General features: G+C 69.6%; 18 protein-coding genes. 11 read left to right on the top strand and 7 right to left on the bottom strand.

Annotation, left to right across the window (positions count from 1 at the left end):
* Positions 1 to 2 precede the first annotated feature (2 nt).
* The gene (locus ACI1V7_RS20005) at positions 3 to 842 is read right to left on the bottom strand and encodes a phytanoyl-CoA dioxygenase family protein (RefSeq protein ID WP_404533538.1); all 840 of its coding nucleotides are present in this window, start codon (positions 840 to 842) and stop codon (positions 3 to 5) included.
* A 23-nt stretch (positions 843 to 865) separates the two neighbouring features.
* The gene (locus ACI1V7_RS20000) at positions 866 to 1,906 is read right to left on the bottom strand and encodes a M29 family metallopeptidase (RefSeq protein WP_404533537.1); all 1,041 of its coding nucleotides are present in this window, start codon (positions 1,904 to 1,906) and stop codon (positions 866 to 868) included.
* A 205-nt stretch (positions 1,907 to 2,111) separates the two neighbouring features.
* On the opposite strand from ACI1V7_RS20000, the gene ACI1V7_RS19995 reads away from it, so the two are divergent.
* From ACI1V7_RS19995 to ACI1V7_RS19965, 7 genes are all read left to right on the top strand, one after another.
* Entirely contained in the window at positions 2,112 to 2,633 is a 522-nt protein-coding gene (locus tag ACI1V7_RS19995; RefSeq protein ID WP_404533536.1) for a DUF3828 domain-containing protein, read from the top strand.
* Positions 2,634 to 2,765: 132 nt separating this feature from the next.
* A complete protein-coding gene (locus ACI1V7_RS19990) occupies positions 2,766 to 4,253 on the top strand; it encodes a hypothetical protein (RefSeq protein WP_404533535.1) in 1,488 nt (495 codons plus the stop codon).
* Positions 4,250 to 5,743 carry a hypothetical protein gene (locus ACI1V7_RS19985; RefSeq protein ID WP_404533533.1) on the top strand — a complete coding sequence of 498 codons (1,494 nt, stop codon included), beginning with the start codon at positions 4,250 to 4,252 and terminating at the stop codon, positions 5,741 to 5,743. The genes ACI1V7_RS19990 and ACI1V7_RS19985 overlap by 4 nt, the downstream gene beginning before the upstream one ends.
* A gap of 93 nt (positions 5,744 to 5,836) precedes the next feature.
* Positions 5,837 to 6,244, top strand: a complete 408-nt coding sequence (locus ACI1V7_RS19980) for a hypothetical protein (protein WP_404533532.1) — start codon at positions 5,837 to 5,839, stop codon at positions 6,242 to 6,244.
* Between the two features lie 33 nt (positions 6,245 to 6,277).
* Positions 6,278 to 9,928 (top strand): tubulin-like doman-containing protein, encoded by a 3,651-nt coding sequence (locus ACI1V7_RS19975; RefSeq protein WP_404533531.1) that lies wholly within the window; start codon positions 6,278 to 6,280, stop codon positions 9,926 to 9,928.
* Positions 9,925 to 10,827 (top strand): hypothetical protein, encoded by a 903-nt coding sequence (locus tag ACI1V7_RS19970; protein ID WP_404533530.1) that lies wholly within the window; start codon positions 9,925 to 9,927, stop codon positions 10,825 to 10,827. Before ACI1V7_RS19975 ends, ACI1V7_RS19970 begins: the two co-directional genes overlap by 4 nt.
* Positions 10,828 to 10,886: 59 nt before the next feature.
* On the top strand, positions 10,887 to 11,219 hold the full coding sequence (locus ACI1V7_RS19965) for a hypothetical protein (protein ID WP_404533529.1): 333 nt from the start codon (positions 10,887 to 10,889) through the stop codon (positions 11,217 to 11,219).
* A 132-nt stretch (positions 11,220 to 11,351) separates the two neighbouring features.
* On the opposite strand, the gene ACI1V7_RS19960 is transcribed toward ACI1V7_RS19965, so the two are convergent.
* The 4 genes from ACI1V7_RS19960 to ACI1V7_RS19945 form a co-directional block, all read right to left on the bottom strand.
* A complete protein-coding gene (locus tag ACI1V7_RS19960) occupies positions 11,352 to 13,442 on the bottom strand; it encodes a tetratricopeptide repeat-containing diguanylate cyclase (protein WP_404533528.1) in 2,091 nt (696 codons plus the stop codon).
* A gap of 152 nt (positions 13,443 to 13,594) precedes the next feature.
* Entirely contained in the window at positions 13,595 to 15,409 is a 1,815-nt protein-coding gene (locus ACI1V7_RS19955) for an ABC transporter ATP-binding protein (RefSeq protein WP_404533527.1), read from the bottom strand.
* On the bottom strand, positions 15,399 to 17,174 hold the full coding sequence (locus ACI1V7_RS19950) for an ABC transporter ATP-binding protein (RefSeq protein WP_404533526.1): 1,776 nt from the start codon (positions 17,172 to 17,174) through the stop codon (positions 15,399 to 15,401). The genes ACI1V7_RS19955 and ACI1V7_RS19950 overlap by 11 nt, the downstream gene beginning before the upstream one ends.
* Positions 17,175 to 17,359: 185 nt before the next feature.
* Positions 17,360 to 18,289, bottom strand: a complete 930-nt coding sequence (locus ACI1V7_RS19945) for a phasin family protein (protein ID WP_404533525.1) — start codon at positions 18,287 to 18,289, stop codon at positions 17,360 to 17,362.
* 209 nt (positions 18,290 to 18,498) lie between these two features.
* On the opposite strand from ACI1V7_RS19945, the gene ACI1V7_RS19940 reads away from it, so the two are divergent.
* The 4 genes from ACI1V7_RS19940 (at position 18,499) to ACI1V7_RS19925 (ending at position 22,782) form a co-directional block, all read left to right on the top strand.
* Entirely contained in the window at positions 18,499 to 19,782 is a 1,284-nt protein-coding gene (locus ACI1V7_RS19940) for an amidohydrolase family protein (RefSeq protein WP_404533524.1), read from the top strand.
* Between the two features lie 133 nt (positions 19,783 to 19,915).
* On the top strand, positions 19,916 to 20,470 hold the full coding sequence (locus ACI1V7_RS19935; protein WP_404533523.1) for a GNAT family N-acetyltransferase: 555 nt from the start codon (positions 19,916 to 19,918) through the stop codon (positions 20,468 to 20,470).
* Complete coding sequence (locus ACI1V7_RS19930) at positions 20,467 to 20,997, top strand: GNAT family N-acetyltransferase (RefSeq protein WP_404533522.1); 531 nt, start codon at positions 20,467 to 20,469, stop codon at positions 20,995 to 20,997. The genes ACI1V7_RS19935 and ACI1V7_RS19930 overlap by 4 nt, the downstream gene beginning before the upstream one ends.
* A 108-nt stretch (positions 20,998 to 21,105) precedes the next feature.
* Positions 21,106 to 22,782, top strand: a complete 1,677-nt coding sequence (locus tag ACI1V7_RS19925) for a methyl-accepting chemotaxis protein (RefSeq protein WP_404533521.1) — start codon at positions 21,106 to 21,108, stop codon at positions 22,780 to 22,782.
* 1 nt (position 22,783) lies between these two features.
* Here ACI1V7_RS19925 and ACI1V7_RS19920 read toward each other — a convergent pair whose 3' ends face one another.
* A complete protein-coding gene (locus ACI1V7_RS19920; RefSeq protein ID WP_404533519.1) occupies positions 22,784 to 23,875 on the bottom strand; it encodes an alpha/beta hydrolase in 1,092 nt (363 codons plus the stop codon).
* Between the last annotated feature and the right edge of the window lie 44 nt (positions 23,876 to 23,919).

Here is a 23,919-nt window from a genome sequence, read left to right as displayed (position 1 = left end):
CCTCAGTCGAAGCCGCGCACCGGCAGGCTGGCGTCGCGCTGGATCCAGTTGCGCGGCGAATAGGCGGTGCGCGCATCCGTCACGTGCAGCGTGAATGCATGGCGCGAGACGGGCGAGCGGTTCGGCGCGCTGTAGTGCGGCAGCAGGCCGTGGAAGCAGACCAGGTCGCCGGCCTTCGCTTCGAGCGGCACGGCGGTGCTGTCGTCGGGCCAGGGCGTCGTGTCCAGCTTTTCCATCGAGATGCGCTCGCCGTCGCGCAGGAAGCGCTCGCGCAGCGGGCCGCGGTGGCCGCCCGGTTCGACCCACAGGCAGCCGTTCTCGATGGTCGCGTCTTCCAGCGCGAACCAGAACGTGGTCACGCTGATCGGGGTCGAGTCGAAGAAGGTCGCGTCCTGGTGCCAGCGCACCTCGCCGCCGATGCCGGGCTGCTTGAAGATGTACATCGATTGCCAGACCTGCGGCTGTTCTAGGCCCAGGTCACGCGCCACCACCGCCAGCTTCGCATCGCGCGTGAAGGCTTCGAAGACGGGGTCGAGGTCGTGCATCGCATGGCCGATCTTGTTGATCGACAGGGCCTTGGCCTGTTTCAGCTGGCCGTCGGGGCCGAACGCTTCTTCCTCGAAGAAGCAGCGCACGGTGTTGTCCGAGCCGAGGAACCAGGCGTCGCTGGCGCTCATCTGGTTCTGCGTGGTGAAGATGCTGCGCGACTCGCTGGGGTCGAAGGCATCGACGATCTCGCCGGCGCGGCGGCGCAGGGCGGCGATGTCGTTGGCGGCTTTGAAGCCGGGGATGACGATGTAGCCGTCGCGTTGGTACTGGTCGCGCTGTTCCTGGGTAAGCATGGTCGTTCTCGTTGGTTCGTGGTTCACTGGACGGTCCACGCGCCGTCCGCGTAGACCCGTTCGTCGTCGAGGTAGACGGCATCCGTCACGACGAACACGTCGATATGGTAGCGCGCATCCTTGCGCTTGAAGCCCGGCTTGGCGTACACGCCGTGCTTGGCGCCGAGCGACAGGTGGATGCCGCACATGCGCTCGTAGGTGCCGATGTCGTCGACGCGGCGCTCGCGCGTGAAGGCGCGGTTCATGCCGAAGCCCAGCTCGCGCACCCACACCTCGCCCTCGTCGCGGCGGATGATGTCGAGCACTTCCTGGAATTCCGGCGTGACGTTCTCGGCGCCCACCACGCGCCCGCGCTCGATGATGACGGTCACCGGCACGGCGGGGCGGTTGACGAGGTAGGAGGTGTCGCCGAACACGTGGACCTGGGCGCGGCCGCTGACGGCTTCCAGGTCCCTGGCCTCGGTGAACACTTCGCCGATGGGGAACTGGCCGCCGACGTTGTGCATCGCGCCGTAGTCGCCCACGTTCAGCTTGGCGCCTTCGAACGGCGAATCGAATACCAGCACCTCGCCGCCGCCATGCACCTCGGCGCGCGCGGCCTTGTCGATGCGCGCCTTGAGCGCGTGGCCCACGCCGCGGAAATAGGCGGGGTCGTAGGCGAGCGACGCGATGTAGTGCTCGCCCTGCTCGCCCGGCATGCGCGACAGGTGCACGTGTTCGATCACCTTCAGGCCCAGCTTGAACAGTTCCACGCGCAGGCGGAAGCCGTCGAGGCGGAAGTTGGTCGACTGCACCAGCACGACGAGGTCCCCCGGCGCCAGCGTGCCGAAGGTGTCCAGCACCTGCTGCGGCGCGACGGCGTCGAAGTCGACGAAGCGCGCGTCCGGCCCTTCCGGCAGGTTGCGGCGGTAGGCTTCGACGAGCGCGCGCGCCAGGCCCGTGCGGGTGTCGTACACGACCAGCGCGCGCCGGCCGGGGCCGTGCTCGAGCGCGATCGCGAGCACGTCGCGCAGGTGGGCGGTGGCGGCGTCGATGGCGGCGGCGGGGAGGTCCGGGGTGGTCATGGCGAAAACGGCTGGTGGATACAGCCCGGCATTATACGATCCGGCGCCATCCTGGCGATCAGGCGCGTGGCGGCGGCCGCCCGCCGCCCCGCCGGCCGCCGCTTGCGCCAGCTCACGGGGCAGGGGCCGTCCTTGCTGCACAGTGGATGCTGTCGGGAGCGCCATCATGTTGATTCTAAAAGGAAATTTCTTATTTTCTAGCTTAGTGGCGAGATGTGCCGCGGCCCTGTGCTCGGTCCTGCTGGCTTTGTGCGCGCTGGCCGCGCCGACGGCGGCGCCGGCCGCGCCCAGGCCGCCGGATGCGGTGGCGGTGGAATTCTACGGCTGGTACCTGGAAACGCTGGCCGCCGACCAGGACCCGCTCAGCGACCGCCACGAGCGCTTCCTCACCTACGTGGCGCGCGACCTCGCCGCGCAGCTGGTCGCGCGCCTGCAGGACGCGCAGGCGGGCAAGGGCGGCGCCGTGCCGGACCACGACTACTTCCTGCAGGCCGCGCACTACGACGGCAACTGGCTGCGCCGCCAGGTGCACGCCGTCACCGTGCACCAGCGCACCCAGGGCCGGGAGCGCGTCGCCGACGTCATCGTCACGCTGGGCGCCGGCGGCGAGCCGATGCGCTCGCTGGCGCTGGACATGGTGCTGGAAGGCGGCAGCTGGAAGATTCGCCACGTGAACCCGGCCCGCGAGCAGGGCGCCGAAAGTTCCCTCGAACATCCCGTGATTTGATCCCTGAAGCATAGCCAGCCGCTACCTCGTGTACGGGGCGCCGTCGCGTTGACGCCGGATATATCATTTCAAAAGCGCAACGGTCCCGATATGCATGTGGACCGGGCGATTTTTGACAATCGGACGGAGCGAATGGCATACAGATGGGAAACGCCAGCCAGCGTCTGGCTGGAACGCGAGGCAGGCAGCGGCTACGAGCTGGCCGCCGGCACGGGCCTGGGCCGCATCGACTGGCAGGCCGGCGTGCAGGCGCGTGGCCGCGTGACCGATTGCGCGCACCTGCTCGGCGCCTCGCTGCCGACGGCCTGCGCGCATGCCCCCGTCTATCCCGAAGGATTCGCCTTCTGCCCGGAATGCGGCCAGCCCCTGCGCCGGCTGGCGCTGGAACGCCAGCGCCGGCCCGACTGGTGGGGCGCCTGGGCCGATCCGCTGCTGCCGCGCCACGTGCCGCACGGCTTGCCCGTGACCTCGCTGGCGCTGGGAGAAAGCCTGGAGGAGCGCCCGCCGGCGCCGCACGTGGGCCGCTTCGACGCCACGCTGCCGGCGCCGCCGAACGCCCATTGCGTGTTCGCCGCCGCCACCTTCGGTTTCCACGAACAACGCCTGCTGGCGCTGGCGCCCGCGCGCGGCGTGCTGCAGTACTGGGATCCGCTGGGCGAGACCTGGCACGTGCTGCTGCCCGAGGACGGCGCGGCCGACCTGGCCTTCGGCGCGTCCGACTACGGCTGGCTGCCGGCCGTCGAAGGCGAACGCGGCGAGGTCGGCCTGGTGCCGACGGCGCGCGGCCTGTACCGCCTGTGGATGGACCCCGTCGGCGAAACCTGCCGCACGCGCGCCGTGCTGGCCGCCCCGGTGGTCGCGGCGCCGGGCATGATGCGGCACCAGATCGGCTGCCTCGTGCGCGGCAGCGCCGGCGCGCTGGAACTGTGCACGCTGGGCGCGGATCTCTCACCCGGTCCCGCCTACGATTGCGGCGCGCTGCCGCTGTCCGGCTGGACCCGGCCCATCGGCTACGACGGCCAGCTGTTCTGGCTGCACGGCGAAGGCCAGCTGGCCTGGCGTCCGGGCGAGGCGCCGCGCTGGCTCCCCTGGCCCGACACCTGGCTGCCCAGCCTGGACCTGGGCGGCCCCACGCTGAGCCGCGACGGGCGCATGTGGCTGATCGGGCACGACGGCCAGTCGTATTCCTTCCTCGAGCTGGGCGTGGCGGCGCCGCAGCGCGCCCCGATCGACGGCGCGCGCCTGGGCTTCGCCAACCTGCTGTTCCGGCGCGGCCACCCGGTCGTCGATGAACCCTGGTCCGGCGAACACGTGGAAGACCAGATGGAAGACGATGCGCTGGTGCTGCCGCTGCTGCGCGGCTTCAACAACAACCGCGCCCAGCCCAGCGGCCTCGTGCTGCGCTTCCACAAGTACACGGGCCGCGCCGAGGATGCGCTGGCCGACCGCGTGATCCCGCGCACGACGGTGGAGTGGATCGGCCGGCGCAACGTCATCCTCGACGAGGTGGCGCGCCTGGCGCGTCCGCTCGCCTGCGTGCCCTTCGTGTACGCGGGCCGCCTGTGGCTGCACCATCCGGACTGGAACCGGATCCGGGGCTGGGACCTGGAAGCGCCATGACCCGTACCGCACGCTTTCTCGCGGCCGCGCTGGCGGCCCTGGGCCTGGCCGCCGCCGTGCCGGCGCAGGCCATCCCGCAGGTGGTGCTGGTGCAGAACTCGGGCTGGATGGAACCGTTCTATGCCGATCCGAAGTCGCCGTTCAAGCCGCTGGTGGCGGCCCTCGTCGACAGCGTCGTGCAGCCCGGCGACGCGCTGGTGCTGGCCGCGTTCAACCAGTCGCAGCCCGGCGCGCCGTCGCCGCGCGGCCTGTTGTCGGAGCAGGCGGGCGGCGCCACGGCCGCGCACGTGCGCGATGCGCTGGCGGGCCTGGAGACGGCCAGGAAGCCGCAGGGCGGGGCGCTGGCCGATACCGACCTGGGCGAAGCCGTCACCGCGTCCATCGACGGCGTCCTGCGCGGCAAGCCGGGCCTCGTGTGGCTGTTCACGAACAACCGCAACAGCCCGAACAACGACCAGGCGACGGCCCAGCGCAACCGCGACTTCTATGGGCTGATCCACCGCGGCCCGGCCATCGCCAAGGCGCTCGCCTTCCCGCTGCGCATGCCCGTGCAGGGCGCGCATTACCGCGCCAACGGCCTGATGGTGTACGTGTTCGCCGTCGGCGCCGAGGGGGAACGGGCGCTCGACCAGCTGGTGGCGGAAGGGCGCGTGAAGCGCGTGATCACGGAACCGCCGGCGCGCCTGAAGCCGCTGGACCGCGACACGGTGCGCCTGGTGCCGCGCCGGGTCGAGGATGCGCCCGGCGTCGCGATGTCGATGGATGCGAACGGCGTGCTGCGCGCCGACGTCGCGCCGGGCGCGCTGGAACCCTTCGCCACCGTGCGCTGGAACCTGGAGAACACGATCTACCCGTACACCATCGTCGGCGCCAGCGTCGGCGCGCGCTCCGTGCTGAACGGCGCCAACCACCGCATCGTGCTGGAAGACGGCAGCGTCGAGCGCCTGGCACCCGGCAAGCAGGCGCCGCTCGTCTCGCGCGTGCAGCTGCCGGTGGCGCAGCTGCCCGGCACCTGGTCGCTCGACGCGCTCAAGGCCGCCGGCTCGGCCTTCGTGCTGCCGGGCCGCATCGAACTGCAGCTGCACGGCCAGAAGCTGGCGCTGTCGCAGGCGTTCCGCGCGCGCATGGCGGCGCTGTTCCCGGGCGATCCGCTGCCGGACATCTTCACGCCGCCCGCCGAGGTCCACGATTCCATCGCGCGCCTGCCCGTCGAGGTAAGGGTGCACTATGGGTCGGGACCGCTGTACGCGGCCATCGGCGCCGCGCTGGCGCTGCTCGCCGCCGGGGCCGCCGCGGCCTGGGCCTATGCGCGGCCGCGGCGCGTGCACCTCACGGTGGAAGACGAATTGCGCACGGTGCGCACGCGCGCCGGCGCCGTGCAGCCGATCTACGACAAGGCGGGCAACCAGGTGGCCCGCCTGAAGACGACCCTGTTCGGCCACGAGCTGATCGACCTGCGCGACGGTGCGCAAGTCCGGCTGGGCCGCTGATAACGACGACGAAGGACCATCAAGCAAGCCACCCCAAGCCCATCGACGCCAGGAACGCAACCGCCGGATACGGCCGCCGATCCCGGCTTCAAGTTGCCGGGCCAGACCACGCCGGACGACGCCGGCCCCAAGACGGCGCCCGATACTTCGCGCATGCCGGTCGAGATCGCGCCGGGCGGCGCCACCAACCCGAGCGCGGCGCCGCTGCGCGACACGTCGGGACGCGACATGGCGATCGCCGGCGCGATCATCGTCGTGCTGCTGGTGATTTATTTTTTCGTGCGTAACGCCTACGTGCACCACCTGGTGGTCAAGCGGGTGTCGCCGTCGGCGGCGGGCAGCGCGGGATGGCTGCTGTTCGTCGGCATGTCCTTCCTGTCGGCGGCGGCCGTGCTGGCGATCGTCAATGCCAGCAAGTACCTGACGCTGGCGATCACGGGGCCGCTCGTCGTGGTCGGCGTCGTGACCCTCGTCGCCGCTTTATTCGTCGGCCGTCGTTGAGACCAGGAACCAGGAACCAGGAGCAAGCACCCCATGGCAGATTTTCCCGATCCCTCCGCACTGAACCGCAAGAACGAACTGAAGGTCGACCTGCGCCCGACGCTGTTCATCGGCGCCGGCGGCACCGGCATGGAAGTCATGATGCGCATCCGCCGCCGCATCCTGTCGGCCGTATGGAACCGCCACCACCCGACCCGCGTCGAGTCGATCGCCGATTTTCCTGTGGCGCGCTTCCTGCACTTCGACCTGGACACGAATGCCGTCATCGACGAAGGCAAGTCGCAGCGCACCGACCCGTGGTTCGACCTGGTCAAGCTGGCCGACGAGGAACGCCTCGTCGAACCGCTCGACCTGCCGCAATACCACGAGTCCGACGACAGCCTGGCGCGGTTCCCGCTGATCGAAAGCTGGATGCCGCTGCGGCCGAAGAAGCTGCGCTCGCTGGGCATCGACCCGTCCAAGGGGGCGGGCCAGATCCGCGCGCTTGCCAGGCTGTACCTGTTCGACAAATACCCGAAGCTGCGCGGCCGCATCAAGGGCGCGCTGAATTTCCTGAGCAGTAACGCCGGCATCGAGCGCAAGGAAAACTACCAGCGCCTCGGCCTGCAGGTCGACACGTCGAAGTTCCGCATCGTCGTGATCGCGTCGAACGCGGGCGGCACCGGCGCCGGCAGCGCCATCGACCTGGGCTGGATCGCCAAGGCCATCGCGCGCCAGGAAGTGTCGGACAGCCAGGTCGACCTCGTGATGTTCCTGCCGTCCGGCTACGCCAAGGCGAACAAGGAGCGCACCGAGGCGAACGCCTACGCCACGCTGATGGAACTGGAAACGACGATGCGCGACATGAACGCGCAGGTGCAGTGGATGGAGCCGGACAGCGTGACGGGCCGCGGCGCCCCGTTCGACGACGTGTATTTCGTCGACACGGCCAACCTGGCCAACAAGGCCACGCAGGACGTCAAGGACGTGTACCAGATGGTGGCCGACACGCTGTTCGAGGACTTCGCCTCGGCCGACTTCGCCAACCGCAAGCGCTCGGTGGCCGTCAACCAGCAGCAGCACAAGCTGGGGCCGTACAACCCGCGCGTGCCGGAAAGCCGCTTCGGCGACATGCGCCTGTCGTACTCGAAGGTGTATTCGGCGTTCGGCCAGTCCGTGCTGGATACCCAGCAAAGCCTGCGCGAGGACATCCGTGCCTATGAGCTGGCGGCGCTGATGGTGAAGGCCTTCTTTGGCCTCGCGGGCAGCGACGGCGCGGCGGCCCGGCGCGCCGCCGACAACGAGCGCGATGCCTTCATGCGCGAGCAGATGGGCATGAACGAGCGCCCGTTCACGGAATTCCCCGACTTCCGCAAGGGCACCGTCGACGTCACGCCGTTCCAGGAATACGCGCTCACCGACATGCTGCTGCTGGACCGCGACGGCCGCTCGCTGCTGGAGCGCGTCGAGAGCAAGGTGCAGCTGGAGATCGACCGCATCATGGCGTCCTATGACCTCAAGGTCTGGCGCGAGAAGGTCGTCGAGCTGCTGCCCAACCTGGAGCGCGACGCCATCCGCGAGGCCGGCGCCACCGCCGAGACGAGCGAGGACCGCATCAAGCGGCACACGGGGGAACTGCTGGCGCAGCTGCGCCTGAACGTGCGCGGCCGCCTGTACATGCTGCTGGACGACCGCAAGCAGGGCGGCCTGGAATTCGTGCTGTCGCTGCTGGAACAGGTGAAGGCGCGCCTGGCCCAGCGCGACCTGGCCAATGCCCAGCGCAACGGCAAGCGCTACCGCGATGTGCGCGACGCGCTGCGCACGCGCCAGGTCGAGGAATCGATGAACAACCTGTCGCAGGCGTCGTCTCGCCTGTTCGGTAAGGACGCCCAGGCGCGCGAGGTGATGAACCACCTCAAGCGCGACATCGCCGATTACCTGCGCTTCCACCTGCTGGCCGTCGCGGCCGGCCAGGCCATCGAGGTCATGCAGTCGCTGTCGGCCTGGCTGGGCGACCCGCAATCGCTGGACGAGCAGGGGCAGCCGCGCTGGAGCGGGCTGGCCGGCGAATTCCAGGACGGGCGCCGCGCCGTGCAGGCGATGCTGGCCGCCGTCGACCAGCGCATCGGCCAGCTGCGTGCCGACGCGCGCCAGGAACACGCGACGACGATCAAGCTGGCCGACGAGACCTTGCCCGAGCCGGTGCGCCTGACGGGCGACGTCAGTGCCTGGAGCGAGGAAGTGCTGCTGGAATTCGGCGGCTCGGCGCGCCTGTTCCCGCAACTGGCCGACGAGCGCCGCCGCGCCGACCTGCTGCTCAAGCTGTTCCGCCGCGCCCAGGTGCAGCTGTCTGGCCAGGACGCGACACCGGCGGAAGATCCGCTGCTCGACCGCCTGTCCGCCATGCCGCCCCAGGAGCGCCACCGCGTGTTCAGCGAATGGATCCGCAGCGCCATGCCGTGGGTGAACGCGCGCTTCTCGGCCGAGTTCACGCCCGGCGCCGACCAGTTCAAGTGCTTCATCGGCGTGGGCGACCCGGCCGCCTGGCGCCGCCTGGAAGGGGAGATCCGCGCCGCCGTCCCGACCAATTTCTTCCACGGCGACCTGGTGTCGATCGTGAACACGGGCGTGCCGGGACGGGCCGTGTGCTATATCGAGCTGTCCGGCTATCCGATGACGGTGCTGCGCGGCCTGCCGACCTGGCGCGCCAGCTACCAGATCGAGAACCCGAAGATCCCGACCCACGTGCACTTCGACTCGACCCGCTACCGCCATCCGATCTCGCCGTCGATGGACGAGCTGAATCGCCTGGCCGACGACTACGACTGGTTCCTGCAGGCCGTGGCGCTGGGCATCCTGCGGCGCAAGGGCGACGCAGGCGATCGCGAGGCGGCATTCCAGCCGCGCGGCCAGTACCTGTTCGAGGTCGAGCCGGGCTCCGGGGAATGGCTGCAGATCGGTAACGAGTATGCGATCCGTTCCAACGGCCTGCCGCCGTACTACCGCGAGCAGATACTCGAGGCCGTGCGCCGGCGCCTCAACGCGATGGGACCGCACCAGCTGGCGCTGCTGGCCGCGCTGATGCGCCACTACCAGCTGCGCGTGTACGAACCGAAGCTGGAAGTGGACGAGACGGGTGCCCAGCTGCCGTCGCCGTCGCTGCCCAACATCACGGCGCGGCGCCTGTACGACGCCTGGATCAAGCGCGCGACGGCGCTCGATCCGACGCTGTCGCCGGCCCAGGTCGAGGCCGCGCTCGCCCAGCTCGACGCGTGGACGGACGTCGTCCCGGATTCGGCCGGCGACGCCTACCAATGGGAAGTCGAGCGCGCCGTCGACAAGCGCGCGATCCGTCCGGAGTTCCTGGCCAGCGAGGCGCGCGCGGCGCAGGCGCTGGAACGGCGCGCGGCTGGTGCATCGACCGGCGCATCGACGGGCGTAGCGCATGCCGCGCCGGCGACGGCAGCGCTGCCGTCCGCGCGTTACAAGCTGTTCGTCGGCGGCGTCCAGCGCGGGCCGTTCGGGATCGATGAAGTGGCCCAGCAGCTGGCGCGCGGCGAGATCGATGCCGGCACGCGCATCTGGAACATGGGGTGGAATCCGCGCGTCGACAAATGGAAGACGGTCGGCGAGATGCCCGAGCTGGCGCCGCTCCTCGACGCCGCGATCCCCGATCCGGACGACGGCATCCCCGATCCGGAATGAGGGCCGACGTGCAGGACGACACGATCTACCGCTGCATCAATCCCACCTGCGCGCGCACCATGCCGCGTCCGGTGAACTTCTGTCCGTGGTGCGGCACGGCGCAGCACGCCGGCGCGCGCGCGCAGGCGGACGAGCGCAGCGCCGCCGAGGAGCGCGAGGCGCAACGCGCCGCGCTGGCCGCTGCCGGCGCCACGACGGCGGCTTCGCTGTCCGGATGGGCGGATGCGCCGGAAGCGGAAGCGTCGGCGCCGCCGCCGCCGCCGCCATCGCCAGCGCCATCGCCAGCGCCACCATCGCCGGCGCCGCCTCCAACGCCCAAGCCGCCGCCCCCGCCACCTCCGCCGCCATCGCCGCACGCATTCGGCCGCAGCGGCACGGCCAGCCCCGGCGCAACGGCGGGAGCAACGGCGGGCCCGCTCCCGCGCCAGGGCGTCACGGGCGGCCAGTCGCGGCCGCGGCAGCGCGAACCGATCCGCCTGCGCTGGTGGATCCTGGCGCTGGCGATCCTGTGGGCCGTGTGGCTCGTCGCCAAGCCGTCGGCCAGGAAGACCGAACGGCGCATGGAGGCCGCCATCGCGCTGGCGCGCGAGTGCAAGGCGCGGGAGGCGCAGGACGAGCTGATCGCGTTGCGCGAGGCGCGTGCGACGCCGGCCCAGCTCGAGCGGGTGCAGAAGGCGCTGAACGAGGAAGCGGGCAAATGCACGCGCCGGCGCCAGAAGGACAAGGCGTGGACGGAAGCGCAGGACGCGGCCGAGGCGGCGCTCAAGGCCGGCAACGCGGAACGGGCGCGCCTGCGCCTGCAGGCCTACGTCAAGCGCTGGGGCGAGGACGAGGACACGCGCGCGCTGCGCGGCCGCATCGACGCCGCGCGGCGCGAGCATCCGCTGGCGGTGCCCTAGCGGCTGGCGCCATCTTGTTGTCGTTGGGTGTATATTTGACAACAAAAAGGAGATCCGTCATGAAACGCTTATCGCTCATCGCCATGTTCTCGGTCGCCGCCTTGCTGTCCGCCTGCAACCACAACGACGCCGGCCCCGGTCCGGCCGAGCGCGCCGGCAAGGCCGTCGACGATGCCGGCGCCCGCGCCGCCGCCGCGGTCGACCAGGCCGGCGACAAGGTCAGGGACAAGGTGCAGGAACAGGTCGTCAAGGCCGATGCCGCGGCGCGCCGCGCCCGCATCGATGCCGAGGACGCGACCGAGGAAGCGCGCCGCAACCTGGACCGCGCTACCGAGAAGGTCGGGGAAAAAGTGGAAGAGACGGGGCAGAAGATCCAGCAGGCCGCCCATTGAGAACATGGTCGGGCAGGCGCCAAACCGTAGGGTGGGCACCATGTGCCCACCAAGTGCTCCGGTCACGTCAGCGCCCGGTGGGCACGTGGTGCCCACCCTACCGGGATAGGCCCAAGCCCGTCGCTCCGTGACTCAGGACGCGGCGTGCAGCTCGGCCGGATCGGCCTGCACGATCGACAGCTCGACGAGGCCGTCGCGCCAGGCTTGTTCGATGTCCTGCTCGACCACGTCCATCGCCGCCTCGTCCAGTGGCACCAGGCCGCGCACGCCGTAGGCGCGGTTGCGGCCGTGGCCCTTGGCCAGGTACAGCGCCATGTCGACGATGTTCACGGCGCGCTCCCACGAGATGGCGGCGCCGCCCGGCGCCAGCGGGAACGGGGCAAAGCCGATCGAGACGTTGACCGACAGCGTGATGCCCTGCCAGTCGATGGTGCGCGCCGGGATGCCGGACAGCAGGCGGCGCGCCACCTCGTCCAGCTTGCCGCGCGGGACGGCCGGCAGGAAGGCGAGGAATTCCTCGCCGCCCCAGCGCACGATCATGTCGGTCTCGCGCAGGATGTCGCGCAGCGCGTCGGCGATCTCGCGCAGCACGGCGTCGCCGGCGCCGTGGCCGTAGGTGTCGTTGATGTGCTTGAAGTGGTCGACGTCGAGCAGGATCATGGCGCCGACCATGTCGTCGCCGCCGGCGTGGCGCCGCTCCACGCCGTCGTGGCTGCGCATGAATTCCTGGAAGTGGCGGCGGTTGTACAGCGCCGTCAGCGGATCGCGCGCGCTCTGCTGCTTCAGTTCCTGGTTCTTCTCCTCGAGCTGGGCATTCGCATTGCGCACCTTGCGGTACAGGATGCCGACGATGACGGAGGCCAGCGCGAACACGAGCGCCAGCAGCCACCAGATGCGTTGCTGCAGGCGGGGGTTGTCGAGCTCCGTCGACTTGACCTGGTTCTCCTGGCGCAGCAGCTGGATCTGGCGCTGGCGCTTGTCGGCCTCGTATTTTTCCTGCAGTTCCGTTACCGCCTTCTGGCGGCGCGCCTCGAACAGTTCGTCGGACAGCTTGCGCTCGCGGTGGTAGGCGGCCAGCGCACCGGCCAGGTCGCCGACGCGCTCGAGCGCGTCGCCGTATTCGACCAGCACGCTCTGCAGGTCCGGCTTGTTGGCGGCGCGGTCGTACCAGGCGATGCCTTCCTCGATGGTCTTCTTGCCCTCGGCCAGGCGGCCCATGCCCAGGTAGCCATGGCCGACGTTGATGCGGGCCGTGGCCGTGAGCCCATCGTTGTGCAGGCGCAGGGCCTGGCCCAGCGCCTGCTGGGCATACGACAGCGCCTCGGGATACTTGCACTGCTGCAGATAGGCGTCGGACAGGTTGACGAGGGTATTCGCGATCAGTTCGTCCGCGCCGATTTCCCGCTCGAGGGCGAGCGCCTCGAGCAGCACCCTGGTACCGCGCTGCAGCGTACCGGCGCCGACGGAAAGGAAGTACTCGGTCGTCTTCAGGATGGCCAGGCGGCCCGGCCATTTCATCGCCACGGCGATGTCCTCGGCTTCCCCGATCGCCTCGAAGCCCTTGTCGTATTCGCGGATCAGGTAGTACTGGTAGGCGAGCGCCTTCAGGGCGACCAGCACGTGCAGCGGCTGGCCGGTCTGGCGCGCCAGCGTGACGGCGGCCTGGGTCTTGACCAGCGCCATCGGCAGGTTGCCGTCCTCGCCGAAGGCCTCGCCCGAGGAGATCAGGGCACGCACGCGCAGGCCGGCATCGCGGCTGGCCGCGCTGGCCTGTTCCGCTGCCCAGATCAGTTCGTGCGACTTCGTCATCTCGTTCAGGCTGAACAGCGCGTAGGCCTTGGACAGCATGGCCTTGGCGATGACGTCGTTGTCGCGCGCCTGGCGTGCCAGCCGCAACGCCTCGTCGCACAGCGCGGCCGACTTGACGTGGTCACCCAGGCGGTGGCGCAGGTCGCAGGCGAGGATCAGGTAGTTGGCCCGTTCGGCCGGCGTGCCGCTGCGCGTCTCGGCATCGAGCTTGTCGAGCAGGGGAATGGCGCGCTGGGGCGTGACCCGGGTGATCTCCTCGATCTGGGTGATGCGGTCCAGCGGCGCGGGGTTGTCGTCCTGGGCACTTGCCGGAACGGGGGCAGACAGGGACGCGAGCAGGGACGCGAGCAGGGGGGCGCCCCGCAGCAGGTGGCGGCCATGGTGCCGCAATGCGCTATACAGGGCTGCCAACATAGTTCCCCAGGAATTCGTCGTTCGACCCAGGACGGGTCGAGAGGCGAAATTATAGGCCGCTTGCTAGCGAGAAAGATCAATTTTGTGACCAGTATGCGTAAAAGACACACTACTGTGTCAGAAATTGAACAGTAGGCTTTCCAAAGGTGAAATTACACGGCCAGTTGCTGCAGCAGGTAGAGCCGCTGGTACAGTCCGCCCTCGATCTGCATCAGCTCCTCGTGCCGGCCCGCCTCGCTGATGCGGCCGTGGTTCAGCACGACGATGCGGTCGGCGTCGCGGATGGTCGACAGGCGGTGGGCGATGGCGACGATGGTCACCTGGCCGCGCAATCCCGCCAGCGCCTGCTGCACGATCTGCTCGGTCTGGCTATCGATGCGCGACGTGGCCTCGTCCAGCAGCAGGATGCGCGGGCGGCCGGCGAGGGCGCGGGCGATCGCGATCAGCTGTTTCTGGCCCGAGGACAGGCGCGAGCCGCCTTCGCCCAGCGCCGTGTCGTAGCCCTGTTCCAGCGCCATGATGAAGTCGTGGGCATGGGCGGCGCGCGCTGCCGCCTCGATGGTGTCCTGCGGCAGGCCGCGGCCCATGTCGATGTTCTCGCGGGCCGAGGCGGCCAGCAGGAACGGGTCCTGCGGCACCAGGCCCACCTCCGCCCGGAAGCGGACATTGTCGATGCCGGCCAGCGGCTCGCCGAACAGGTCGATGCTGCCGCGGTTGCCCAGCGCCTCGTCGTCGAAGGCATAGTAGCGCAGCAGCAGCGACAGGAAGGTCGACTTGCCGCTGCCCGTGTGGCCCACGATGCCGAAGAAGGCGCCCTGCGGGATGTCCAGCGACAGGTCGTGCAGCACGGTCTGGCCGGGGACGTAGGCGAAGTTCACGTTGCGCACCCGTACCGCCGGCACGTCGGGCGCGACGACCGGGCGCTCGGCGGCCACGCGGTCGCCCGCATGTTCGGCCGCCGCCGCCTCGTCCAGCAGCGTGGCCACGCGCGCGGTGGCGACGACGGCCTGCTGCAGGCCGCTGAACTGCATGGTGATCTGGATGAGCGGCTCGACCACGCGCGCGATGTAGCTGATGAAGGCGTACAGCACCCCGACCTCGACCGCGTTCATGCTGCGCTGGCCGAAGCTGTAGATCACCACCGCCAGCAGCACCACGTTCAGGAAGTCGAGCGCGGGTCGCAGCAGGAAGGCGTTGGCGCGCAGCTCGGCCACGCGCGCCGTGTAGTGCTGCTCGTTGGTGGCGGCGAAGCGCTGGCCGAAGCGGTGCTGGGCATTGTTCGCCTGCAGCACGCTCATGCCGCCGATCGATTCGGCCATCTGGCCGTTGATGTCGCTGCGCAGGGCGCGCGCGCGCGTCACCGCCGGCGCCGACAGGCGCTGGTACAGCCACACGATGCCCAGCACGGCGGGGACGAGGGCCAGCACGATCAGCATCAGGCGCCAGTCCAGCCACGCCATGGCGACCGAGGTGCCGACCAGGACGATGCTGCTGTCCAGGATCACGAACAGCACCTGGATGTACAGGGTCTTGACGGCCTCGGTGTCGTTGGTGACGCGGCTGACCAGCTGGCCCGTGATGGCGCGGTCGAAGAAGGCCATCGGCAGGCGCAGCACGTGGCCGTAGACCCATTCGCGCAGGCGCTGCACGGAGCGCATCGCCAGGCCCGACAGGCGTACCAGCTGCAGGAAGCGCAGCCACGACGCGACCCAGCCGGTGACCAGCACGCCGCCCAGCAGCAGGGCCATGCGGGTCCAGTCCAGGTGGTGCGGCAGCAGGTGGTCGTCGATCAGCTTCTTGCCCAGCAGGGGGCCGAGCACTTCCAGCGCGGCGGCGACGACCAGCCAGGCGGTGGCCCAGCCCAGGTGGGCGCGATCGGGGTAGGCGGCGCGGCGCAGCAGGCCTGCGGCCTGTTTCGCCTGCGCGCCACTGACGCTCTTGGTGGCCTGGTTCGGATCAGATGGCATCGAGGCTGGCCTCCAGTTGTTGGTAGCGCCACTGGCCGGCATACCAGCCGTCCAGCGCGAGCAGTTGTTCGTGGGTGCCGCGTTCGACGATGCGGCCGTCGCGCAGCACGACGATCAGGTCGGCCTTGACCACGGCCGACAGGCGGTGGCTGGCGATGATCGCCGACAGTTGCGGGCGCGTGCGGCGCAGTTCGTCCAGGTGTTCGAGGATGCGCGTCTCGGTGCCCGTGTCGACGGCCGACAGCGCGTCGTCCAGCAGCAGCAGGGAACTGTCGGCCAGCAGCGAGCGCGCGATCGCCACGCGCTGGCGCTGGCCGCCCGACAGCGTGATGCCCTTCTCGCCGACCGGCGTGTCGTAGCCCTGCGGGAAGCGCAGGATGTCGTCGTGGATCGCCGCCATCCTGGCGGCCTGCTCCACCTCCGCGCGCGAGGCGCCGGGACGGCCCAGCGCGATGTTCTCGGCGATCGAAGCGGAGAACAGGAAGGATTCCTGCGGCACCCAGGCGATGCCGGAGCGCAGGGTGGCGAGCGTGTAGTCGTCCAGCGCGTGGCCGCCCCAGAGAACGCGGCCCTGCTGCGGCGTGGCCTGGCGCAGCAGCACGCGCAGCAGCGTCGACTTGCCGGCCCCGGTGGCACCCACCAGGCCCAGCGTGCGGCCCGGTTCCAGGCGCAGCGAGACGTCGTCCAGCGCCAGGCGCGGCAGCTGGCGGCGTTCCTGCGGTTCGTGGCTGCCGTAGGCGAAGCCGACATGCTCGAACACCAGCGGGCCCGGTTCCAGCTGCGCCACGGTGCCGTGGTCGTCGACGCTCAGCGGCGTCTCCAGCAGCGGCTGCAGGCGCGCCAGGGCGGCGCGGCCGCGCTCGATCAGCGACAGCACCCAGCCGGCCGCGAACATCGGCCAGATCAGCTGGCCCAGGTACATGGAAAAGCTGGTCAGGGCGCCGATGGTCAGCTGCTGCTGCCACACGAGATAGCCGCCCAGGCCCAGCGTCAGGGCGGTGGCCGCCGTCAGCGTCAGGCCCACGGCCGGTTCGTACGCGGCTTCCCATTTCTGGGCGCGCAGGCTGGCCTCGGCCGCGCCGGCGGCCAGTTGCGAGAACTGCTGGCTGCTGCGCGCCTCCAGGCCGAGGGCGCGCAGCGTGCGCACGCCGGACAGCGTCTCCTGGACGTGGTCGTTCAAGTCCGAGAAGCGCTTGAGCGAATCGCCGGACGCCGTATGGATGTGGCTCGAGATGTGCCAGAACGCGAGCGCCATCAGCGGGAAGGGCAGCAGGGCAATGGCGGTCAGGCGCCAGTCCACGCCCAGGAACATGACGCCCAGCACCATGACGAGCGTGAGGCTGCCGTCGAACGCGGCCAGCAGCGCCTCGCCGGCGGCCTGTTCGATCGCGTCGATGTCGTTGGTGCCCAGCGCCATCAGGTCGCCCGTGCGCTGGTGCTGGAAGAAGGCGGGGCCCTGGGCCGCCAGGCGCGCATACAGCTGCGTGCGCAGCTCGACGCCGAGGCGGTAGGCGGCCGAATACAGGCGCAGGCGCCAGGCCACGCGCAAGCCGTAGATCGCCAGGCCCAGGCCGAGCAGCTCGAGGATGCCCACGACCAGCTCGTGCTGGCCGAGGCGGTGCGCGGCCAGGCCGTCGATGAGGGCGCCCGTCTTGCGGGGAATGAGGACCGTGCACACGGCCACGCCGAACAGCATGACCGCCGACGATGCATAAGAGCGCCAATGCCGGCGCACGAAGCCGCCGATCAGCCTTGCCAGACCCATGGAATATCCTGTTCTTATTACTGCCGGACGGAGGCCGGAAAAGAAAAAGCGGGCCGCGGCCCGCTTCGAAGGAATGGAACGACAGGCGGGCCGAGGCCCGCTAATGTACTATTTTTGACCGTCCTTTGCAGAGGCAATGCGGCGCTGCATGCCGTGGCGTCCGCGGCGACGGCGCAGCGGAGCGCTCACTTCTTGCGCGACGCGCGCGCCGGCTTGCCTTCCTGCGCCGGCATGTGCAGCGGCGGCGTGCTTTCCACCGGCGTGACGATCGGCAGCGCGACGTGGCCGTTCGCTTCCAGCGGCACGGTCGAGGCGAGCGGGTGCCCGGCGGCCAGCGGTTTCGGCGCCACCTTGTTCAGGGCGCGCGCCAGCGGCTTGGCCTTGGCCGGCGGCGCTTCCTCGGCGATGACGGCGTCGATCGGGTCGGCGGCCGCTTCCTTCGTCACGACCGACGGGGCGCCGTCGACCGTGGCGCCGGCGTCGTCCGCCTCGCCGGCAGGCTGCTCGGAAGGCGCCTCGTTCGTCTTTTCCGCTTCCAGCTCGGTCGGCTCATCGACCGGGGCGGCGGGCTGCTGCTGCGGTTGCTGCGGCTGGGCCGCGTCGCCGGTCGCCCGGGAGACGGCCTGCTGGCCGGCATCCAGCGTGGCCTCGGCTAGCGCGCTGCCCGATTCGGTGGCCGCCGCCGCGATTTCGCTCACGACCGTGGTCGCCTCGGCGGTGGCGATGGCCGCCTGTTCCAGCACCGGCGGCGCGGACAGGCGCGGTACGCTCGGCGCCGGCGCGGCCAGCGGCAGGGTGGTCCATACCGTGCTCCAGGACTGCACGCGGTTGCCGGTGGCGATGCCCAGCAGGTCGCGGCCGTAGCTGAACAGCTGCTGCCACTGTCCCTGCGCCGCCGTGCCGAGGGCCAGCAGGTCGCGCGGATCACGCACGTCGAGCATCTGCCGGAAAGTGCCGGCCGCCTGTTCCATCGACCGGCGCGACGTGTTCATGTTGAGCGCGATCAACTGCTCGGTACTGTCCAGCGCACGGGTGCTCAGCGCACGGAACATGTCGAGCTGGGCTTCCCACTGGGACTTGCGGACGGCGGACAACTGTTCGGAGAGTAAAGTCATCTGGGTTCCTTGTCTTTCAGTTCGGGTTATGACGCACTGCAATAGCGAAGAGTGTAAGGGTGTTCATTTGGGTTGAAAAGGAAATTCTATGTTGTTTTTACAAGGAAATCTTGCGTCGCAGCATTAGCCACTGATCTAGATCATTGACAATGCAACATTCGATGTCTTGCGTGTTAATCTTGCGACAAGCGCATCAATCCGGAGCATGCATGGACCTCGTCATCCGCAACGCCACGCTGGCCGACGGCCGCCGCAACATCGACATCGCCATCGACGGCGACACCATCGCCGCGGTCGGCCTCGCGCTGCAAGTGCAGGCGGGGCGCGCGATCGACGTGGGCGGCGACCTGGTCAGCACGCCCTTCGTCGACGCCCATTTCCACATGGACGCCACGCTGAGCTACGGCCTGCCGCGCGTGAACGCTTCCGGCACCCTGCTCGAAGGGATCGCCCTGTGGGGAGAACTGAAGCCGCAGCTGGCCCAGGACGCCCTGGTCGAGCGCGCGCTGCAGTACTGCGACTGGGCGGCCGCGCGCGGCCTGCTGGCGATCCGCACCCATGTGGACGTGTGCGACGAACGCCTGCTGGCCGTCGAGGCGCTGCTGGACGTCAAGCGCCGCGTGGCCCCGTACATCGACCTGCAGCTGGTCGCCTTTCCCCAGGACGGCCTGCTGCGCAGTCCCGGCGCCTTCGACAACCTGAAGCGGGCGATCGGGATGGGCGTGGATGTCGTCGGCGGCATCCCGCACTTCGAGCGCACGATGGCGCAGGGCGCCGAATCGGTGCGCCTGCTGTGCGAATACGCCGCCGGGCAGGGCCTGATGGTCGACATGCATTGCGACGAGAGCGACGACCCGCTGTCGCGCCACATCGAGACGCTGGCGGCGGAAACCCTGCGCCTGGGCCTGCAGGGCCGGGTGACGGGCTCCCACCTGACGTCGATGCACTCGATGGACAACTACTACGTCAGCAAGCTGCTGCCGCTGATCGCGGAATCGGGCGTGGCGGCGATCGCCAACCCGCTCATCAACATCACGCTGCAGGGCCGCCACGACACTTATCCGAAGCGGCGCGGCATGACCCGCGTGCCGGAACTGCTGGCGGCCGGCGTGCCCGTCGCCTTCGGCCACGATTGCGTGATGGACCCGTGGTACGGGCTCGGTTCCGGCGACATGCTGGAAGTGGCGCACATGGGCCTGCACGTGGCGCAGATGACTGGGCAGGCCGCCATGCTGCAGTGCTTCGAGGCGGTGACGGCCACGCCCGCGCGCATCCTGGGCCTGCAGGGCTACGGCATCGCGCCCGGCTGCAAGGCCGACCTCGTCTGGCTCGACGCTGGCAGCCCCGTCGAGGCGATCCGCCTGCGCGCGGCGCGGCGCCTCGTGCTGCGCCGTGGCCGGGTGATCAGCGAGGCGCCGCCGGCACGCGCCGCGCTGCGCCTGCCGGGGCGCCCAGAGATGGTCGATTTCCGCTTGAACCGGGCTCAGGAATAGCCGCCAGGAAGGTTTTCTTTCCTCCTTTTATTCCGCAGAAATATTTACGAAAAAGTCTCTTTGGAAAGGCGCCCGTACTGACGAACCCGGTTTAGAATCGAGCGCTTTCGACACACGCAAGCAGGTTCCGCACGTGAACGATATCCAGATTCGCCCCGCCACCGAAGAAGATTTCCATGCCATGTATGGCATCTTCCAGACGCACGTCGCCGCCGGAGAAACCTTTCCCCATGGGCCGGACATGGACCGTGAGGCATCCTATGACTACTGGTTCGGCGCACCGGCCACGACCTTCGTGGCCGTCAAGGGCCGCGAGCGCGTGCTCGGCATGTACAAGCTGGTGCCGAACCAGCTGGGACGCGGCAGCCACGTCGCGAGCGCGTCCTACATGGTCAGCCCCAACGCCCAGGGCGTCGGGATCGGGCACCTGCTGGCGGAGCACAGCCTCGGGGAGGCGCGCCGCCGGGGCTACCTGGCGATGCAGTTCAACTACGTGGTCAGCACCAACACGGCCGCCATCCACCTGTGGAAGCGCCTCGGCTTTTCCATCGTCGGCACGCTGCCCAAGGCCTACCGCCACCGCCGCCTGGGCTACGTCGACGCCTACGTGATGTACAAGCTGCTGGAAGATCCGGCACGCTGGGAGCTCGCCGACGAGGAGCAGGACCAAGCGCAGGACGAGGCATGACGGAGGGCGGCGAGATCCTGTCGACCGGCCGCCTGCGCCTGCGCACGGCCACGCTGGACGACGCGCCGTTCTTCCTCGCGCTGCTCAACGACCCCGGCTTCCTTGCGCACATCGGCGACCGCGGCGTGCGCACGCTGGACGATGCGCGGCGCATGGTGGCCGAGGGCCCCGTCGCCATGCAGCGCGCGCGCGGCCATTCGAGTTACGTGGTCACGCTGCGCGCCTGCGGCACACCGATCGGCACGTGCGGCCTGATCAAGCGCGATACGTTGCCCGGCGTCGATCTCGGCTATGCCTTCCTGGAAGCCCACCGCGGCCAGGGCTATGCGTTCGAGGCGGCATCCGCCGTGCTGGCACTGGCGTCCACGCTGGGACTGCAGCGCGTGCTGGCGATCACGACGCCGGGGAACGTGGCGTCGAACGGGCTGCTGGGCAGGCTCGGCATGCGCTTCGAGCGCTTCATGCACCTGGTGCCGGGAGACGGCGGTGTCAACTTGTATAGCATCGATTTTAAGCCTCCCGGTTAACCGTTGCCTGAAACAAACAGTTCGGCAATTTTGCGACGATTGCGCTGGTATATGTAGTTGCCTTTGGTCATTATTCTCCTATCTCATCAAATTCGGCAGATAGTGGCCATGAAACTCGTCAACCTCAAGATTTCCACCCGTCTCGGTTTGCTCGGCGGCTTGTTCCTGTGCGCGCTGCTGATCGTCAGCCTGAACGCCTGGTACGCGCTTGGGGAAGCCAACGCGCGCGCGTCCGCGGCGCTGGACAAGGTCGAGGCGCTGGCCCTTGCCGCCGACACGGCCCGCGCCGCCCAGGTGGAATTCAAGGTCCAGGTGCAGGAATGGAAGAACATCCTCGTACGCGGCAGCGACCCGGCCGCGCTGGCGAAGTACCAGGAGGCCTTCGGCAAGAGCGGCAGCGCCACGCTGGCCAAGCTCGGGGAACTGGACGGCCAGCTGTCCAGGCTCGGCGTGCCGTCCGAGAAGGTCGGGGATGCGCAGTCGGCGCTGCGCGAACTGAACGAACGCTACCAGGCCGCGCTGAAGACCTGGGACGCCGCCGACCCGGCCAGCTACCAGCGCCTCGATGCCCGGGTCAAGGGCATGGACCGCGCCCCGACCGCGAAGATCGACGGCATCGTCGCCACGATCCTGGACCATGCGCACGCCACCATCGCCACCATGAAGCAGGAAAAGCAGGAGGCGGAGCAGGCCGAGCGCAGGCTGGCCATCGCCACCTTCCTCAGCGTGCTCGCGGTGGCCGCCGCCATCACGCTATGGCTGGCGCGCAGCATCACCCGTCCGATCCACGAGGCGGTGGCGATCGCCGGCACCGTCGCCGCGGGCGACCTGTCGCATCCGATCGTGGTCGACCGCAAGGACGAAGTCGGCATGCTGCTGGCGTCGCTGCGCCACATGCAGGAAAGCCTGGCGGGCATCGTCGCCCGCGTGCGCAGCGGCACCGACACGATCTCGGTGGCCACCAGCGAGATCGCCCAGGGCAACCAGGACCTGGCCGCGCGCACCGAAGAGCAGGCCAGCTCGGTGGAGGAAACGGCCGCGTCGATGGAGCAGCTGACGTCGATCGTGCGCCAGAGCCGCGACAGCGCCGGCCAGGCGCGGCGCATGGCCGAGGAGGCGTCCGGCGTGGCCGAGCGCGGCGGCGTCGCGGTCGCGCAGGTGGTCGGCACGATGGGCGAGATCGATGCCTCGTCGCGCAAGATCGTCGACATCATCGGCGTCATCGACGGCATCGCGTTCCAGACCAATATCCTGGCGCTGAATGCGGCCGTGGAAGCGGCGCGCGCGGGCGAACAGGGGCGCGGCTTCGCCGTCGTGGCCAGCGAAGTCCGCACGCTGGCCCAGCGCTCGGCCGCCGCGGCGAAGGAAATCAAGACGCTGATCGGCGACTCGGTCGACAAGGTGCAGGCGGGCAGCCGCCTCGTGGGCGAAGCGGGCAGCACGATGGAAGACGTGGTGGCCAGCGTGCGCCGCGTGGCGGCGATCATCGCCGAGATCACGGACCACGCCGTGCGCCAGAGCGACGGCATCATCCAGATCAACGAGACCATGGGCCAGATGGACACGGTGGTCCAGCAGAACTCGGCGCTGGTCGAAGAAGCCGCGGCGGCGGCCGACGCCCTGCAGCAACAGGCGATGGCGCTGGCCGATGCGGTGGGCGTGTTCAAGCTGGCGGGGGACCGCAACGATGCGCTGCCCGCACCGGTAGCGGCGCCGGCAGCGCACGCCACCGCACCACGCCTGGCCCGCGCGCCGGCGGCGGCCCGGGAGTGGGAAGCGTTCTAGCTCACTGCCTGCTGGCGCCCCACGGGAAGAACCACGCCAGCGGCTTGTCCACCCGCTCGGACCAGGATTTCTCGTTGTGGCGCGCTCCTTCGGCGGAGTAAAACATCAGGTCCGTGCCTTCCTTGTAGCCCTTGCCCAGCATGGCGTCGCGCATCCTGAGCGTGTCGGCCGCGCCGTCGTCGCGGGTGCCGGCGTCGAGGTAGAAGCGCACCGGCACCTTGTTCGCCGGCTTGGCGATCGCCGCGCCGTCGTTCCACCAGAACGAGCCGGACATGGCGCCGGCCTGCCCGAACACGTCTGGATGGCGCTGGGCGATCGCCACCGCCGCCAGGCCGCCGAGCGAGGAGCCGAGGATGGCGGTGCTGTCCTTGCCGGGCAGGGTGCGGTAGCTGCGGTCGACGAAGGGCTTGACCGTCGCCGTCACGAAGGCGTCGTAGGCGTTGATCTGCCCGCCGCCGTATTTCGGATCGCAGCAGGGCGTGTACTCGGGAATGCGGTCGGGCGACGCGTCGATGCCGACCACGATCACCTCGTCCATCACGCCGGTGGCGACCAGGCGGTTGATCGTCTCGTCGACGCGCCACTCGACGCCGAATGCCGCCGTCTTCGCATCGAACAGGTTCTGGCCGTCCTGCATGTACAGCACCGGGTAGCGCTTGGCCGGGTTTTCCTCGTAGCTGGGCGGCAGGTAGATGCGCAGGCTGCGCTTGTTGTTCAGCTGCGGCGAGGCGAAGTCCTTCACCACGCTTACCTTGCCGAACGGCGCGCCGAAGAACGGGTAGATGTCGACCGTGGCGCCGGGCGCCAGCTTGTAGACGCCGCCGATCGAGACCTTGTCCTCGCCCAGCGTCGGCTTCATGGCGATTTCTCCCAGCGCGTCGGGCCAGGTATAGGTCCAGACGTTCAGGGGCGCGTCGGACGCCGTCGCGGCGACGCCCTTGGACCAGCCGGCCGCGCCCTTGTCGGCGCGGATGCGGATGCCTTCCTTGCCCGCCGTGTAGTGCACGCGCACGGTGGTGGCGCCGGCATCGGCGCCGGCGGCCAGCAGCAGGCCGGCGGCCAGCGCCGCCAGGCCCTTGGTAAACAGCTTCATCGTTCGTATTCCCGGTTGCCGCCTGCAGGACGGCACGCCGCCGT

Source organism: Massilia paldalensis (genome assembly GCF_044901715.1).
GTDB lineage: Bacteria > Pseudomonadota > Gammaproteobacteria > Burkholderiales > Burkholderiaceae_D > Telluria > Telluria paldalensis.
Note: the sequence above shows the minus strand (reverse complement) of the source record. Positions and strands in the feature narration are given on the sequence as shown.